Source organism: Streptosporangium lutulentum, assembly GCF_030811455.1.
In the GTDB taxonomy this organism is placed as follows: Bacteria; Actinomycetota; Actinomycetes; order Streptosporangiales; family Streptosporangiaceae; genus Streptosporangium; species Streptosporangium lutulentum.
On the sequence record NZ_JAUSQU010000001.1, the window covers coordinates 248422 to 265000 of the forward strand.

The following is a 16579-nucleotide window of genomic DNA, read 5'->3' on the forward strand; positions in this document are numbered from 1 at the left end:
CCTACGGGAAGGTGTGCACGCTCGTGTATCTGTCCACGATCAGCCGTCCGAAGCCGGCCGCCGGTCCAGGCGAGACCGGCCGGCGCCGGCGGGGGGCGGTCAGCGCCAACGTCTTCGCGCTCGGCACCGTCAGCATGGTCACCGACATCTCCTCCGAGATGGTCACCGCGATCCTGCCGCTGTATCTCATCATCGGTCTCCAGCTCAGCCCCGCCGCCTACGGCGCCGTCGACGGCGCCTACACGGGGGCCACGGTGCTGCTGGGGCTGGTCGGCGGCTACCTGGCCGACCGGGTGCGCCGGCGCAAGGCCGTGGCCGGCGTCGGTTACGGGCTCTCCGCGGTCGCCAAGCTCGGCTTCCTCGCGGCGGGCGGATCGGTCGCCGCGATCGGCCTGGCCGTCACCGCGGACCGCGCGGGCAAGGGACTGCGCAGCGCCCCTCGCGACGCGCTGATCACGTTGTCCACCCCGCCGGCCCAGTTGGGCAGGGCTTTCGGAGTGCATCGGACGATGGACGGCGTGGGCGCCTTCATCGGCCCGCTGGTCGCGCTGGCCGTTCTCGCGGTGGCCGGTCAGCAGTACGACGCGGTGTTCGTCACCAGCTTCTGCGTCGCGGCGTTCGGGGTGCTGATCCTGGTGCTGTTCGTCCGGGACCACCGCGGGCCGGTGCCTCAGGCGGGATCGCTCTCGCCGCGCCAGGCCGCGGGCCTGCTGCGCATCGCGGGCGTGAGGAGGGCCATGATCGCCGCCGCCCTGCTCGGGCTGGCCACCATCGGTGACGGCTTCGTGTATCTCCTGCTGCGGCACCGGGAGAACATGGCCGACGTCTGGTTCCCGCTGCTGGCCGTGGGCACGAGCCTGTCGTATCTCCTGCTCGCCACTCCGATGGGAGCGCTGGCCGATCGCGTCGGACGGCTTCCGGTGACGCTCGGCGGTTACGGCGCGTTGATCCTGGTCTATCTGATGCTCCTCGGCCCGGTCGGCGGATGGCCGCTCGTCGTCGCCGTGCTCGTGCTCTATGGCATCTTCTACGCCGCGACCAACGGGGTGCTGATGGCACTGGCCGCGCCGCTCATGCCCGAACGCCTGCGCACGACCGGCCTCGCGCTGGTGCAGACCTGCCAGGCGGTGGCCTACGTCGGCTCCTCCGTCTTCTTCGGCGCCGCGTGGCAGTTCTGGGGTCCCACCGCCGCGTGCGTGTTCGCCGTACTCGCCGGGGGCGTCGCGATCGTCGCGACGGCGATCCTCCTGTTCGGAATCAACCGGCCGACCGCCACCGTGGAGGCGACGTCATGAGCGGACCGAGTGGACTGAGCCTGCGCGCGCGGGGCGTGATCGCCGGTTCCGCGGCCGCCCTGCTGGCCGTCGTGGCCGTCGGCTACGCCGTCAGCGCCCGTCCCGGCCCGTCCGCCCCCACCGGATCGAGCGTGGTGGCGGACGCCACGGCGCGCGACGGCGGCCCCCGGATCCAGGTGCTCAGCAACGGTGTGCTGTCCTCCGTCTCCCTCCAGGACCCGGGTGGCCCGCGAAACCTCACCTCTCAGCGGTGCGACCGCGCTTTTGCGGCCGGGGACACCATCGGCTGCCTGCGCCCGGTGAATCCGCTCGGCGCCACCCGGCTCGTCGTCCTCGATCGAGCTCTCCGGGAACGGCGGTCGATCCCGCTGACCGGTTTTCCCAATCGCCTCCGGGTGTCCGCCAGCGGCCGGATGGTCGCCTGGACGCTGTTCATCGACGGGCACTCCTACTCCTCCTCCGGGGGCGGGTTCTCCACGCGCGCCGGAATTCTCGACACCCGCACCGGCACGCTGACCGAGTCGGTGGAGGGGTTCGCGGCCACGGTCAACGGCCGGCCGTACCAGGCGGCGGACATGAACGTGTGGGGGGTCACCTTCGCCGACGACGACAACCGGTTCTACGCCACGATGTCCTCCGGCGGGCATCGCTACCTCATCGAGGGCGACTTCGCCGCCAGGACGTTCAAGACCGTGACGGACGGGGTCGAGTGTCCCTCCCTCTCCCCGGACGGCACCCGCATCGCGTTCAAGGCCGCCGTCGGCGGGGACCCCGCCCGGGGCTGGCGGTTGTCCGTACTGGACCTGGCCACCAGGGCGACGGTCGCCCTGGCCGAGAGCCGCAGTGTCGACGACCAGGCGATCTGGCTGAACGAGCACACCGTCGCCTACGGCCTGCAGCGCAGCGACGGCACCAACGACGTGTGGGCCGTCCCCGCGGACGGAACCGGCGGCCCCCGGCGGCTCGTCTCCGGGGCCAACTCCCCGTCGGTGGACGATCCCGGTCTCTGACCGCGTGAGGACGGGGGCGACGCGAGACGGCTCGTCGCCCCCGACGTCCTCGCGTGGCGAGGCCCTCGGCAAGGGGGCCGGCCAGGACGATCGGGCGTCCTCCGGCCAGGACGACGCCCCGCTTCGGAGAACCCCGCGGGTGGACGAGCCGTGGCGCCCTCTGTCCGCCGGTCACCGGCCAGGCCGCGGAAGGGGTCGCGGCGGCACTATACATCCAACCAAGCGATTGTTAGTCTCCGGCCATGTCGTCCATGATTGCCGGGGCTGCGGGCGGTGCCGGCCCCGCGAGGCCGTCCTTGCCGGAGAGACCCGCATGGCACCGGCGTTCGGCCGGCCCTGCCGCGTACCGAGCCTCGACGTCGGCCTTCCGTCTTCCCCTTCGGGCGGGCGGTGCTTCGGGTGCGCGATCGACCGCGGGTGGCTCATGGGCGTGCGGCGCTCACGGCGCGAGTAGTTAGAACCTGTTCTTACCAGTCGAATAGGGAGTATTGCATGATCGACAATACCTCGGACGACATCGACCCCAAGGGTGTATCCCGCCGCAGATTCATAACTGCAACAGGTTCTATAGTCGGCGCCGCGGCTCTCGCGGGCCGTGCCACCGCGGCCCAGGCGGAGGCCGTCCTCGCGGCCGCTCCGATCGCCGACGGCGCCCATGTCCCGGTCCTGGTGATCGGCACCGGATACGGCGGTTCCGTCGCAGCCCTCCGTCTCGCCCAGGCGGGCGTCGACGTGCACATGGTCGAGATGGGGATGGCCTGGGACACCCCCGGCCCCGACGGCAAGATCTTCTGTAGCACGCTCGCACCGGACCACCGGTCCTACTGGCTGCGCACCCGGACCAAACAGCCCCTCAACTACTTCCTCGGCTTCCCGATCGACAGGAACATCTCCCGCTACACCGGGATCCTGGACGCGGAGGAGTTCGGCGGCATCACGGTCTACCAGGGCCGCGGCGTCGGCGGTGGTTCGCTGGTCAACGGCGGCATGGCGGTCACCCCCAAGCGCGAGGAGTTCGGCACCGTCCTCCCGTCGGTGAACGCCGACGAGATGTACGACACCTACTACCCACGCGCCAACGCCGGGCTCGGGGTCGGGGCCATCGACCCGGCCTGGTTCGAGTCCGCCGCCTGCTACCAGTACTCCCGGGTCGGGCGTAAGCACGCCGGACGTTCCGGCTTCCCCTTCGGCTTCGTGCCCAACGTGTACGACTGGGACTACATGGAGCGGGAGTCGGCCGGAACCGCCACCAAGTCGGCGCTGGCCGGGGAGATCCTCTACGGCAACAACCACGGCAAGAAATCTCTGCAGCGGACCTACCTCGCCCAGGCCAAGGCCACCGGCAGGGTGACCGTCTCACCGCTGCACCAGGTCACCTCGGTCGCGCCGGCGGGCGGCGGCTACACCGTCGTCATCGACCAGCTCGACACCGGCGGCGACACCACGACCACCAAGACCGTGACCGCGGACAGGGTGTTCTTCGCCGCCGGCAGCGTCGGCACCAGCAAGCTGCTGGTCAAGCTGAAGGCCACCGGTGTGCTCCCCGGCCTGAACGACGAGGTGGGCAAGGGCTGGGGCGACAACGGCAACGTCATGTGCGGCCGCGCCAACCACCTGTGGGATCCCACCGGCGGTCTTCAGTCGACCATTCCGTGCGCCGGCATCGACAACTGGACCGCCGGCGGGGTGTTCGCCGAGGTCGCGCCGTTGCCCGTGGGGATCGAGACCTTCGCCTCGTTCTACCTGTCGATCACCAAGAATCCGAACCGTGCCCAGTTCTCCTGGAACGCCGCGACGGGCAAGGTCGACCTGAACTGGCAGGCCGCCTGGAAGCAGCCGTCCGTCACCATGGCCAAGACGATCTTTGACAAGATCAACGCGAAGGAGGGGACGATCTACCGGACCGACCTCTTCGGCGTCTACAAGATCTGGGGTGATCACCTCACCTACCACCCGCTCGGCGGCGCGGTGCTGAACAGGGCCACCGACAACTACGGCCGGCTCGGCGGCTATCCCGGCCTGTACGTCATCGACGGCTCGCTGATCCCCGGCAACACCAGCGTCAACCCGTTCGTCACGATCACGGCGCTCGCCGAACGGAACATCGAAAAGATCATAGCCACCGACCTTTGACGTGCTCCCCACCCTGAAAGGACTCTGTCGGCCGACTCGAGTCGTGGTCGCTGTTGACGTGGCGCGATGGAGGAAGCCTCTCGCAGACAGTGCGTGAGGAAGGTTCTGCCGTGTCTTTGCGTCCCCGTCCCGTTGGTGAGGTGCCGGAATCGACGGTCCGGGTGGCGTGGGCGGCGTGTTCCAACACGATCAGCGGCGATAACCCTGAGAGCACCACCTTCACGAGTTCACCGACATCAAGCATGACTCAGCGTGATGCGATGAGATGTACCGTCACCACCGAATCTGCGACAGAGCCGTTTTTTCTACAGTCCCGATCGCGAAATCTGTTCCTGATCCAATTTTCATATGTCGCTGAAACGCGCACGTGTGGGTGATCCGCCGGATTCTGTAGAGACTCCCGAGACCGCTGAGTCCTCTCCCGCTGTCAACGACGCCCGTATTCATTGGAGTGCCATTGACACCGACAGGGCAGGCGGATATCTCTCCATAGAGGGGAACCGAAGGCGACCTGGCCGAAGTCGGAATCCTGAATCACTGGCCGTAACAGGGAGACGGTCACTCACGTTGGATTATCGGCCGTAATGGGGGACGGTCGCTCACATCTTGGATTCGAGCGGCTGCCCGCGTATGCCAATTCGAGAGGAGAGCACAATGCCTACCTTCGAAAATGATCCGGTGGTCAGCAAGGAAAATGGCACTGCGGTGTGGGGCCAAAGCAGTTCGTGGATGGGTGTCGTCGGCACGAGCAAGAGCACGGACGGCGGCCATGGAGTCATGGGCGACGCAATCGGTACCGGCGTCGTGGGGGTCAGTCAAACGTGGCTGGGAGTGTACGGCGAGACTCACGCCCCGGCCAGTTCTGGCGCGGCTGCTGTCATGGGCGACGGCAAGGGCGGCGGTGACGGCGTCAAGGGGGTCGCACGAGCGCCGGGCAAGGCCGCGGTCTGTGGCTTCCAGCTTGGAAACAATGGGCCCGGGGTCTTCGGCCGAGGCGTACCTGCCGGACACTTCGAGGGCAACGTGGTGGTCACCGGCGACCTCGTGCTGGCCGGCGCGGACGTAGCCGAGCAGTTTGACGTCACCAGGCAGGAGGGCGGTGGCGCTGGCGTCGGCCCCGGCAGTGTCGTTGTCCTTGATGAGGAAGGTGCCCTCGCACCGTGCACGGGCCCCTACGACACCCGTGTGGTTGGCGTGGTCTCCGGTGCGGGCGACCGTAAGCCGGCGCTCATCCTCGACCGCGGCCCACATGGGCACGAGCCCGAAGCGGAGGCTGGGCGGTGTGCGCTCGCAGTCGTGGGCAAGGTCTGGTGCCAGAGCGACGCCTCTCTGCACCCCATCCGGGTCGGTGACCTGTTGACCACGTCGTCGACACCAGGACACGCCATGGCCGCGGTGGACCGCAACGCTTCGTTTGGTGCCGTGCTCGGGAAGGCATTGTCACCGCTGGCCTTAGGCACCGGCCTGGTCCTCGTCCTCGTCGGCTTGGGATGATCCATGCCGAACTTGTCTGATTCCTGCCGGGTCGATCGCCTGCCGGTCAGTGTCCGCAAGCTTGCCAGGGACGCCGGCATGAGCTTTCCGCTATCGCTGCGGGCGTTTCTTCGCGATGCGCCTTGTCCGCACACCGAATGCGTAACACTTCACCTGAAGTCTCTTTCGGAACCAAATGTTCCCGTCCGAACAATGCTCGTCTCAATGCGTACTGTTTACAATACCGCCAACGTCGGCGTGCGAGTCGGCAGTCGAGAAGACCTGGGCGGCAACGCATTCGCAATGCTGCGCGACCTGGACACGGGCACCTGCATAATGGGTGGCACTCCTACCGCTGAGCAGACCACGTTGTTCGCCAACCGCAACAATGTTGGCATCAACGATATCGTGATCTACTTTGTTCGTACCACGAACCCAGGGTCGAACGGCTGCGCCAACCATCCGACCGGCCGACCGGGTGCAGTCGTAACGCGGGGAGCAACACAATGGACGTTAGCCCATGAGATCGGGCACGTCCTTGGGCTTCGGCACGTCGATGATCCGCCGCCTCCAAATCCGGGTGCTCCCTCTCCTTTACTGGATCGGCTGATGACTGGGCGCGGGACCGCCTCCATCACAAATCCACCGCCTGATCTCATCAACACGGAGGTCACAACCATGCGCTCATCACCACTCACTTGAAGGTGACGCCATGTCAGTTAACAGAGAAGACGTCCTCAGCGCGCTGCGGCCGGACGAACCCAACTATCCCGACGCGGCACAGCACTTGGGAGCAGAGGCGGCGCCGATCCTGGCAGAGCTTGTCCAGGCCGACGATGTGGAACTCGCCGCCAAGGCGGCATCGTTGGCGGGGTTCCTCAGCTCGGAATCGGCACGGGCGGCGCTGGAGCGGGCTGCCATCCACCAAGATCCAGTGGTCCGAGTTGCAGCAGCGGCATCGCTTCAGCGCCACCCAAAGCTAGCGGGCGAACTGATAGGCCGGCTGCTGACCGATCCTGACCTTGGTGTTCGAAAATGGACATTAAGGTCGCTCCAGGCGGTTAAGCCACACGGCCTGAGAGGTCAAGTAGAGGCGCTCGCGTCCACCGAACAGGTGCCCGCGCTCCGGGAGCTCGCCCACCGGATCGCCGAACAACTCCCTTCATGAAGCCTCGGGAAATCCCTGCCGCAGATGAGGGATGATGTGCCGGCAAGTGCTCAGCGACGTATCGAGACGAGGGAAGGCGGACTTCGTACATGGTCCGGCCAGCCGGAGTCTTCGGACGATGTTGAGGCAGAACAACGGGAAAAAGGCGAAGCTGAGTATTTCTTGGAACGATGGGTGGCGAGGATCCGTGGCCACCACCCATTGGAGGCGAGTCGGCCGCCGCCCGAACGCGGCACTCGGACGTCGTCCAGCATTGCGATGAACGGCAGTCATCGCGCTATCGCTGACAGAACCCGAAGGTCGCAACGTAGGTGGCGTTCGGCCTGGCCGTGTGAGTTGGGTTTGCCGACCCGGGGCGAACCCCTACCCCGAAATCCCTGAATGCCGGATTCAGGATGATGGGTCGATGAGTATTGCTTCCCATCCACTCGGTGACGGCCCTCCTCGGGGTATTCGCGCCGCTGCCCGCGCCGGCGAAGGCGATCTCCGCATACCTCCGCGACGTATAGGAGGGGCAGTAGCCCTCGGCGTTGATGCGAATGGTGGGTGTTGAACGGGTCGCCGGATTGATGTGCTTGTCTGCCCCACCCGTCCACCACTTCTGAGCCACGCTGGCTACCGTGTGCCTGGCCGCCGCCCTCGCCAGGGGATCGGAAAGCGAGAGTGCCGGCAGTCCGGCCTTTGCTCGCTCGGCGTTGATGAGGCACGCTGTCGCCCGAGCAACCACGAGGTTTTCGAGGAAGTAGTGCTGGTGTGGGCTGAAGGGACCTCGGTCGTAGTCGGCCAGCGAAAGGTTGCAGTTCGGCGGGGCGGCGGCGGCCGGCGAAGCATCGACCTGGATGAGCGTGGCCGACAGCACGCTCACCGATGTGAAGGCCACTGCGGCCCGTGCCCGAGATCCACGACTTCTCATTGCGTTCTCCCCCGAACTGGTTGATCAGATGTCAGGGGATGCCTGACCGTACTGACCGCTTCGCCCGCGCAAGGCAAGCACCATTGGCCCGCACAGCCGTCACATTCATGCTGACAGTGCCTGAGTGGACCTTCGCGTGATCCTGTTTCTGCAGGTTAAGCGGTAAGTGACTACGGAATGGGGTTTCGCTGCGGCGTGTCGTATGCAACCCTCACCTGCGGGTTTTGGCCAAGGTGTCCAGGCCCATTGCGATACGTGGCGGGATCCACCCCCAAAGGCCGGTGTGGGAGTGACGGGCCCGGCGCGACGCCAACTCTGAAATGTGCTCCACGTCCGCTCCTCACCGGGGGAGAGGAAGTGGAGCAGCGTGCCCCAGTCCCCCGCGCGACTGATCCCCCTGTCCCTGTACCGCCCCGCGCGTCCTGTTGCGCCTGCCCTTGCCTCCGCCACGCGGACCTCGAGCTCTGGGGGTGGAAGACCTCGCCCTGCGTCACCGCTATGCCCCGTGCTGATCGACGCCGAGATCCGCGAGCGCGTCGATGTTCTGCCCGGCCGCACCGCTGCTGTCCCGGAGGCCTGGCTTCGTGCCCATCCCAGGGTGCGGATCGTGTGCCGGGACGACCCGGGCGCCTGCACCGAAGCGATCGGCCGGCGGCGGGGAAGTCTTGGTCGTCTCCGATCGCCGTCGACGGGAGGAGAATTGTCGGAGTGCTCTGATACATGTGGGCCATGGGTGTGAGCGTTGGTGAGTTCCTGGAGATGCTGGGCAAGCTGCCCGAGGTCAAGCAGCACGACAGCGACGGCTGGGTCTCCCTGAAGGTGCACGGTAAGGGGTTCGGTTACCTCTGGGAGAAGACGGAGACCGTGGGGCTCAAGGCCACGATCGAAGAGCAGATCGCGATGGTGGCGGAGCGGCCGGAGGTGTTCGAGGTCCAGTTCACCGCGGGCCGGTTCGGCTGGGTCGTGGTGCACCTGGGGAAGATCGACTCTGAGGAGCTGTTCGAGCTGGTCAACGAGGCCTGGTGCCTGACGGCTCCCAGACAACTGGTCGACGCGCACGAGGCCGGGTCCGGCAGGCCGCGCGTCGACTTCTGACGTCACCGCCTGATCGTCGTGGCGCGCGGACGTCGTCGCCGAAACGTTGAGGAGGTCGCACCCACGGCGTGATCCGATGTCAGGTGGGTGCGACCCTCGGCGGGGCCCGACCGGGGGGCAGGCCCTGCCGCCGCCGGCGGACCCCGATCCGTATTTCCAGGTCAGAGGGATCTGGGCGACGGGCGGAAGAGAAGGTTCCAGTCGTCCCCCTCCAAGGTTGCTTTGAGGTAGCTTCGCTACGGTTCTTGCCATGGGTTGGAAAAGCAAGGTCAACGTGGCCCTGGAAGAGGCGACCGGATACCGGTTCAAGAAGACGACGAGCCGGCAGCCACCGGCTCCCGCCCCCCCTCCCGCTCCGGAGATCCGGCCTCCGGCCGACCCGGCGGTGGATCGCCTGCTCACAGCGCCGGTTTTTGTGCTGTCTCCGCCACGCTCCGGGTCTACCCTGCTCCGGGTTCTGCTCAACAGTCATTCGCAGCTCCACGCACCGCACGAGATGCACATCCGACGGCTCACGGTGAACCTGACCACCGACCCCGTGCAGCAGGCGATGGAGGCGCTCGGCCACAACCAGAGTGACATCGAGCACATTCTCTGGGATCGAATGCTCCACCGGGAGCTGGCAAGGAGCGGGAAACCGTTCATCGTCGACAAGACACCGAGCAATTCGTTCGCCTGGAAACGCATCGCCACCTGCTGGCCCGACGCCCGCTTCATCTTTCTTCTGCGGCATCCGGCGTCCATCGCCCGGTCCTGGCACGAGGGCGACCCGGCTGAGCGGCCGATGGAGGAGGCGGTGCGCCACACCGTCCGCTTCATGCGGGCCGTCGAGGACGCCCGCAAGGCGTTCGACGGGCTCACCGTGACCTACGAGGACCTGACCCAGTCGCCGGAGGAGACGCTGCGCCGCATCTGCGGCTTCCTCGACGTGCCCTGGGAGCCGGGCATGCTCTCCTACGGAGAACACGAGCACGGCGGGTTCGTCAAGGGCATCGGCGACTGGAAGGAGAAGATCCGCACGGGGAGCGTGCAGCCCGGCCGTCCCCTCCCGCGACCGGACGAGGTGCCGCAGGACCTTCTGCCGATCTGCGAGGCCTGGGGGTATCTGGGCGACTGATCGCCTCTGAACGGGGCCGCCGGACGAAGGCCGCCATGCGCGGGCCCGGAGCCCGGAAGAGGCGAGTGCCTGTGCACGGCGGAAGTGAACCCCGCGCGGAAGTGAACCCCGCGCGGAAGTGAACCCCGCGCGGAAGTGAACCCCGCGCGGAAGTGAACCCCGCGCGGCGACGAACCCCGCGCGGTGATGACCCCGCGCGGCGACGAACCTCGCGCGGCGGAAGTGACCCCCGCGCGGTGATGACCCCCGCGCGGCGAGGACGGGCGCCTGTGTGAGGCGGGAGAGGGCGCCCGTACGCGGCGGGAGCCGGTGAGGACCCGGTGAGGAGCCGGTCCGAAGACCGCCGCCATGAAACGTTCATCGCTCACCTCTCACCCGCGGACCGCGGGAATCCGGCGCGGCCCGAGGAGTTCCACCAGGTCGTTTCCACGGTCACCCGGCCGTGGCCGCCGGGCGTGATCGACGCGGATTCGGCGATCTTCCGCGAGAGCTCTGTTGACCGGGCATGCCGGGGTGGTTAGCATCCGGTTAATTTGATTGCCTTCCGAAAGTTTCGCTGACTTATCGAAATTTTCATCCAGCAGTAATCCATCCCCATGGAGATCGCGAATGAGAAGGTTCGCCGTCGGTTCACCGGCCTCCGCACGTATGTCCCGGAGAGCGCCGTCGAGGCTCCTGAGACTCCTGCTTTCGTTGACGCTCGTGGCCACCGCGACCGCTTTCACCGCCCCCATGGCCTGGGCCGCCGGAAAGGATCCCGGATCCGCCGGAAACGCGAGGAAGGGGAACCTCGCCCACGGTGAGGCGGCCGATCCGGACACGTACATCTCCACCACCGCGGGATCCGGCCGCTTCCCCCTCGTGGCGTCCGGCAGGGCCGCGCCGCTCGTGGTCGACGCGGGCGACCATCCGGGAGTGATCCGGGTGGTGAGCGATCTCCAAACCGATCTCAAGCGGGTCACTGGTGTCCGGCCCGCCGTCTCGGTCGGCCGGATCCCTCGGCAGGACGACGTGGTGCTCATCGGAACCATCGGCAAGAGCCCGCTCATCGACGACCTCGTGACCGCGGGGAAGCTGGACGTGACCGCGATCGCGGGAAAGTGGGAGACGTCCCTCCAGCAGGTGGTGCAGAACCCCCTGCCGGGCGTCCGCCGGGCGTTCGTGATCGCCGGCAGTGACCAGCGCGGCACGATCTACGGCGCGTACGACGTCTCGAAGCGGATCGGCGTGTCCCCCTGGTCCTGGTGGGACGACGTTCCGCCGCGCCATCAGGAGGCGCTCTACGTGCTGCCGGGCCGGCACAGCCAGGGCACGCCGAAGGTGAGATACCGCGGTTTTTTCATCAACGACGAGAACCCCGCCCTGGGCACCTGGGCGCCCCGGTACTTCGGCCCCGGTCTGGCCCCGGGCTTCGCGGGCGGCTTCAACAGCACGTTCTACGCCAAGGTCTTCGAGGTCATGCTCCGGCTCAAGGCCAACTACCTCTGGCCGGCGGTCTGGGGCCGGGCGTTCGCCGAGGACGACCCGGCGAACCACCGGACGGCCACCGCGTACGGCGTCGTGATGGGCACCTCGCACGAGGCGCCGATGATGCGGGGCATCGAGGAGTGGAACCGGCACGCCGTGGCCGCGGTGCGCGACAGCCAGGGCAACATCACCAAGCCGGGCAGCGATCCGTACGGCGGCACCGGCGAGTGGAGCTTCCGCCGCAACGGCGAGGCCATCAAGAAGTACTGGGCCGACGGCATCCGCCGGATGCGGGAACAGGACTACGAGGGCGTGGTCACCCTCGGCATGCGCGGCAACGGCGACGTGAGCCTGCCCGACGGCGACGGCATCGAACTGATGGAGAGCATCCTGGCCGCCCAGCGTGAGATCCTGGCCACCGAGAGCGGTGAGGACCTGGAGACGATCCCGCAGGTCCAGACCCTCTACAAGGAGGTCCAGCGCTACTGGGACCAGGGGCTGCGCCCGCCGGACGACGTGACCGTCGTCTTCTGCGACGACAACTGGGGCAACATGCGCAAGCTGCCCGACCAGAGCCTTCCACAGCGCGGCGGCGGCTACGGCATGTACTACCACTTCGACTATGTCGGTGGCGGGCGGAACTACAAGTGGGCCGACACCGTCAACCTCGCCGGCACCTGGGAGCAGCTGCACACGAGCTACACCTACGGCGTGGACCGGCTCTGGGTCGTCAACGTGGGAGACATGAAGAACGAGGAGCTCCCGCTCCAGTTCTTCCTCGACTACGCGTGGGACCCCGACCGCTGGCCGCTGGAGCGGCTCGGGGAGTGGGAGCGGCAGTACGCGGCACAGAACTTCGGGCCGGAGAAGGCCAAGGAGATCGCCGAGGTGCTGAGCACCTACGGTCACCTGCAGTCTCGCCGCAAGCCGGAGCTGCTGAACCGCCGGATCAGCCTCGACCCCACCAAGGACCTTGCCACGGACTCCTCCGCCGTGGTCTACGACGACAGGGACACCCCCTTCAGCCTGACCGCCTACCAGGAGATGGACCGGGTCACCGCGGAGTGGCAGCGCCTCGCGGCGAAGGCCGAGAAGATCCGCGCCTCCCTGCCGAAAGCCTATGACGACGCCTACTACCAGCTCGTCTACTACCAGGTGAAGGCGACGGCCAACCTGTACGCGCTGCGCAACGCGCAGTTCACCAACATCCTCTACGCCAGGCAGGGACGCGCCGCCACCAACGACCTCGCGGACCTCGCCCAGGCCCGGTTCGACGAGGACCAGGCGATGTCCGCCTACTACAACAACACGCTGGCCGAAGGGAAGTGGAAGGGCTTCCAGACGCAGCCGAAGATCGGTTACGGGGATGTGGAGCGCTACGGGCCGAACGCGCCCTGGCAGCAGCCCGAGCAGAACAACGTGGCCCTGCCGGACGCCTTCTATCCCCACCTCCAGCGCATCGAGGTCCCGGAGGCCGCCGAGCTGGGCGTCGCCGTGGACGGGTCCGACAGGTGGTGGCCCGGACAGGGGCCCCCGGCCGTGCTGCCCGCCTTCAGCCCCTACCAGAGCGGGCCGGGGCAGTACATCGAGGTGTTCAACCGGGGCACGAAGGCGTTCGACTACACGATCAGGCCGGCCGTGCCGTGGGTGAGCGTCACCCCGAAGGCGGGCCGCGTCGGCAAGCAGGTGCGCGCCACCGTGCGCGTCGACTGGTCGCGTGCCCCGAAGGGAAAGACCGAGGTGCCCATCACGGTCTCCGGGCCGAACGGCGCGAGCGTGGTGGTCAAGGCCGTCGTGGACAACCCGTCCATGCCGGGCAAGCAGGTCAAGGGCTTCGTGGAGGCGGGCGGCCACGTCTCGATCGAGGCCGACCACTACACCAGGGCGGTGACCTCCTCCGGGGTCGGCTGGAAGCTCATCCCGGACATCGGACGGACCGGAAACGGCATGACGCCCTTCCCCGTCACCGCGTCGCGCCGGATACCCGGCGGCGACGGCCCGCGGCTGGAATACACGATGACCACGTTCACCACCGGGCCCGTCAAGGTCTCGGCGTTCCTTTCGCCCAGGAACAACGTCCTGCCGACGGACGGGCTCAAGTACGCCGTCTCGATCGACGACCAGGCGCCGCAGATCGTGAACGTCACGGCCGCCACCGGCGCCAACGACACGACCATGAACAGGCAGTGGGAGCGGAACACGTCCGACAACGTCAACGTGACCACCACCACGCACACGATCGGCACGCCGGGCGTCCATGTCCTGAAGATCTGGATGGTCGACCCGACGGTGGTGGTGCAGCGGCTCGTGGTGGACACGGGCGGCGTCCTGCCAAGTTACCTGGGACCTCCGGAGAGCATGAGAGCCGGACGGTAGCCAGTATGTGATCATCGGGGCGGTCCTCCACGCCGCCCCGGTGATCACCTTTGGTCGCGTCGCAGGGGATGGTCCTCCGGGATCTCGACGATGACGATGCGCACCCCGTCCGGGTCCTCGATCCAGGTCTCGATGAGCCCCCACGGCTCCCGGCGCGGTGCCCGCGTCACCCGGACCCCCGCGGCGACCAGCCGTTCGTGCTCGGCGTGGACGTCGCGGACCTGGAGCCAGATCTCCAGCGCCCCTCCTCGCGCGTCGTCGAAACGCCCGGAGACCTCCAGGAATCCATGACCGAGGAAGAACACCACGCCCGGATCGCCGGGCGGCCCGAACTCGCGGTAGACCGCCAGACCCATCACGTCACGATAGAACCGGCGACTGCGATCCAGGTCGGCAGGACGCAGGAGGATCCGGCTGCTGAGCACTTCCATGCCCCATTCCTGCCCGCGCCTCGCGATCACCACCGCGCCGGCCGGACGCGATTTCCGCGGCCGTCGCCCGCGCCGGGCGGCCGGTGAGGCCGGCGCCGTGACCGCCCGGGCCTCCCCGCACCCGCCGCCCCGGGCAGCGTGATCTCGTACAATGAGCCGATGACCTCCCCCGAGAACGTTCCCGAGGTGAGTGACGCGTCGCGCGTGCTGCACCGCGTCTTCGGCTACACCTCGTTCAGGGAAGGCCAGCAGGAGATCATCGAGCATGTCGTCGCCGGGCGCGACGCGCTCGTGCTCATGCCGACCGGCGGCGGTAAATCACTGTGCTACCAGATTCCCGCGCTCGTGCGGGAAGGCGTCGGCGTCGTCGTCTCACCGCTCATCGCGCTCATGCAGGACCAGGTCGACGCCCTGACGGCTCTCGGAGTGCGGGCGGGGTTCCTCAACTCCACGCAGGACCACGACGAGCGCCGCCAGGTCGAGTCGGCCTTCCTCGCCGGTGAGCTGGACCTGCTCTACCTGGCACCGGAACGCCTGCGGGTCGAGTCGACGCTGCGACTGCTCGATCGCGGCGCGATCTCCCTGTTCGCCATCGACGAGGCACACTGCGTGGCCCAGTGGGGGCATGACTTCCGGCCCGACTACCTGGCGCTGTCCACCCTGCACGAGCGCTGGCCCACCGTGCCCCGCATCGCGCTGACCGCGACCGCCACCGAGGCCACCCACGCCGAGATCGCGTCCCGGCTGAACCTGGGGGAGGCCCGTCACTTCGTGGCGAGCTTCGACCGGCCGAACATCCAGTACCGCATCGAGCCGAAGAACGAGCCCAGGCGGCAGCTGCTGAAACTGCTGCGCACCGAGCACCCGGGAGACGCCGGCATCGTCTACTGCCTGTCGCGCGCCTCCGTCGAGAAGACCGCCGCGTTCCTGGCGGAGAACGGATTCCAGGCGCTGCCGTACCACGCGGGACTCGACGCGCGCGTCCGGGCCGCGAACCAGGCGCGCTTCCTGCGCGAGGACGGCGTCATCATGGTCGCCACCATCGCGTTCGGCATGGGCATCGACAAACCCGACGTGCGATTCGTCGCCCACCTCGACCTGCCCAAGTCCGTCGAGGGCTACTACCAGGAGACCGGCAGGGCAGGCCGCGACGGCCTCCCCTCCACCGCCTGGCTGGCCTACGGCCTCCAGGACGTCGTGCAGCAGCGCAAGATGATCGACACCTCCGAGGGCGACGCGGCCCACCAGCGCCGTCTGGGCAGCCATCTCGACGCCATGCTGGCTCTCTGCGAGGCGGTCGAGTGCCGCCGTGTGCAGTTGCTCGCCTACTTCGGCCAGCGGAGCACCGCCTGCGGCAACTGCGACACGTGCCTGTCGCCGCCCGAATCATGGGACGGTACGGTCGCCGCCCAGAAGCTCCTGTCGACCGTGCTTCGGCTCCAGCGCGAGCGGCGCCAGAAGTTCGGCGCGGGCCAGATCATCGACATCCTGCTCGGAAAGAAGACACCGAAGGTCATCCAGCACGACCACGCGTCCCTGACGGTGTTCGGCGTCGGCACGGAGCTGAGCGAGAGCGAGTGGCGCGGGGTGGTGCGCCAGCTGCTGGCCCAGGGCCTGCTGACCGTCGAGGGCGACTACGGCACGCTGGTGCTCACCGACACGAGCGCCGAGGTGCTGGGCCGGCAGCGGCAGGTCCCGCTGCGGCGCGAGCCCGAGCGGGCGGCCCGAGCCGCCAAGGCCCCCAAGGCCGCCAAGTCTCCCCGCGCCACCCCCGCCGACCTGCCTGAAGAGGCGATGCCGATCTTCGAGCTGCTCCGCTCCTGGCGTGCCGCCACCGCGAAGGAACAGGGGGTGCCCGCGTATGTGATCTTCCATGACGCGACCCTGCGCGAGATCGCGGCCGAGCTCCCGTCGTCCCTGGACGAACTGAGCAAGGTGAGCGGCGTCGGCGAGAACAAACTGGCGAAGTACGGGCAGGAGATCCTGGACGCCCTCAGCGCCCAACTCCAGCCCACCGGGACGGAACCGCCGTCCGGACAGACGGACTAGGCGAAAGCCCTCGCGTCGTGGAGGAGGACCCGGCCGTCGCGTCGGCAGCGGC

Annotated in this window: 12 protein-coding genes and 1 pseudogene; 11 read left to right on the plus strand and 2 right to left on the minus strand. The window is 67.9% G+C overall.

Going from position 1 to position 16579, the window contains the following annotated elements; all coding sequences use genetic code 11:
- The first annotated feature begins 23 nt into the window (after positions 1 to 23).
- From J2853_RS01060 to J2853_RS01085, 6 genes are all read left to right on the plus strand, one after another.
- Positions 24 to 1295: an MFS transporter gene (locus J2853_RS01060; protein WP_307553957.1), complete on the plus strand. Its 1272-nt coding sequence runs from the start codon at positions 24 to 26 to the stop codon at positions 1293 to 1295.
- Positions 1292 to 2305, plus strand: coding sequence for a TolB family protein (locus J2853_RS01065; RefSeq protein WP_307553960.1), 1014 nt, complete (start codon positions 1292 to 1294; stop codon positions 2303 to 2305). The genes J2853_RS01060 and J2853_RS01065 overlap by 4 nt, the downstream gene beginning before the upstream one ends.
- Before the next feature lie 492 nt (positions 2306 to 2797).
- Positions 2798 to 4438, plus strand: coding sequence for a GMC oxidoreductase (locus tag J2853_RS01070; protein WP_307553962.1), 1641 nt, complete (start codon positions 2798 to 2800; stop codon positions 4436 to 4438).
- Between the two features lie 654 nt (positions 4439 to 5092).
- Positions 5093 to 5932: a hypothetical protein gene (locus J2853_RS01075; protein WP_307553964.1), complete on the plus strand. Its 840-nt coding sequence runs from the start codon at positions 5093 to 5095 to the stop codon at positions 5930 to 5932.
- A 3-nt stretch (positions 5933 to 5935) separates the two neighbouring features.
- Entirely contained in the window at positions 5936 to 6613 is a 678-nt protein-coding gene (locus J2853_RS01080; protein ID WP_307553966.1) for a hypothetical protein, read from the plus strand.
- Between the two features lie 10 nt (positions 6614 to 6623).
- Entirely contained in the window at positions 6624 to 7079 is a 456-nt protein-coding gene (locus J2853_RS01085) for a HEAT repeat domain-containing protein (protein WP_307553968.1), read from the plus strand.
- Between the two features lie 277 nt (positions 7080 to 7356).
- Here J2853_RS01085 and J2853_RS01090 read toward each other — a convergent pair whose 3' ends face one another.
- The gene (locus J2853_RS01090) at positions 7357 to 7944 is read right to left on the minus strand and encodes a CAP domain-containing protein (RefSeq protein ID WP_307553970.1); all 588 of its coding nucleotides are present in this window, start codon (positions 7942 to 7944) and stop codon (positions 7357 to 7359) included.
- Positions 7945 to 8399: 455 nt separating this feature from the next.
- Between J2853_RS01090 and J2853_RS47735 the strand changes: the two are divergent.
- The 4 genes and pseudogenes from J2853_RS47735 to J2853_RS01105 all read left to right on the plus strand — a co-directional run.
- Positions 8400 to 8644 (plus strand): annotated as a pseudogene (locus J2853_RS47735) (ISL3 family transposase); the annotation flags it as partial.
- Positions 8645 to 8721: 77 nt separating this feature from the next.
- On the plus strand, positions 8722 to 9087 hold the full coding sequence (locus J2853_RS01095; RefSeq protein WP_307553972.1) for an MmcQ/YjbR family DNA-binding protein: 366 nt from the start codon (positions 8722 to 8724) through the stop codon (positions 9085 to 9087).
- A gap of 250 nt (positions 9088 to 9337) precedes the next feature.
- Positions 9338 to 10204, plus strand: coding sequence for a sulfotransferase family protein (locus tag J2853_RS01100; RefSeq protein WP_307553974.1), 867 nt, complete (start codon positions 9338 to 9340; stop codon positions 10202 to 10204).
- Positions 10205 to 10906: 702 nt separating this feature from the next.
- A complete protein-coding gene (locus tag J2853_RS01105; protein ID WP_307553976.1) occupies positions 10907 to 14047 on the plus strand; it encodes a glycosyl hydrolase 115 family protein in 3141 nt (1046 codons plus the stop codon).
- A gap of 44 nt (positions 14048 to 14091) precedes the next feature.
- Here the strand turns inward: J2853_RS01105 and J2853_RS01110 are convergent, their stop codons facing one another.
- A complete protein-coding gene (locus J2853_RS01110) occupies positions 14092 to 14478 on the minus strand; it encodes a VOC family protein (RefSeq protein WP_307553978.1) in 387 nt (128 codons plus the stop codon).
- Between the two features lie 159 nt (positions 14479 to 14637).
- Here J2853_RS01110 and recQ point away from each other — a divergent pair, with 159 nt between their 5' ends.
- Positions 14638 to 16527, plus strand: a complete 1890-nt coding sequence (gene recQ, locus J2853_RS01115) for a DNA helicase RecQ (RefSeq protein ID WP_307553980.1) — start codon at positions 14638 to 14640, stop codon at positions 16525 to 16527.
- Positions 16528 to 16579 lie beyond the last annotated feature (52 nt).

Bases quoted from the DNA above. Each gene is read 5' to 3' on its own strand.
- J2853_RS01070 (WP_307553962.1), top strand. From the start codon at position 2,798: ATGATCGACAATACCTCGGACGACATCGACCCCAAGGGTGTATCCCGC.
- J2853_RS01100 (WP_307553974.1), top strand. From the start codon at position 9,338: ATGGGTTGGAAAAGCAAGGTCAACGTGGCCCTGGAAGAGGCGACCGGA.
- J2853_RS01110 (WP_307553978.1), bottom strand. From the start codon at position 14,478: ATGGAAGTGCTCAGCAGCCGGATCCTCCTGCGTCCTGCCGACCTGGAT.
- J2853_RS01085 (WP_307553968.1), top strand. From the start codon at position 6,624: ATGTCAGTTAACAGAGAAGACGTCCTCAGCGCGCTGCGGCCGGACGAA.
- recQ (WP_307553980.1), top strand. From the start codon at position 14,638: ATGACCTCCCCCGAGAACGTTCCCGAGGTGAGTGACGCGTCGCGCGTG.
- J2853_RS01080 (WP_307553966.1), top strand. From the start codon at position 5,936: ATGCCGAACTTGTCTGATTCCTGCCGGGTCGATCGCCTGCCGGTCAGT.
- J2853_RS01065 (WP_307553960.1), top strand. From the start codon at position 1,292: ATGAGCGGACCGAGTGGACTGAGCCTGCGCGCGCGGGGCGTGATCGCC.
- J2853_RS01095 (WP_307553972.1), top strand. From the start codon at position 8,722: ATGGGTGTGAGCGTTGGTGAGTTCCTGGAGATGCTGGGCAAGCTGCCC.
- J2853_RS01075 (WP_307553964.1), top strand. From the start codon at position 5,093: ATGCCTACCTTCGAAAATGATCCGGTGGTCAGCAAGGAAAATGGCACT.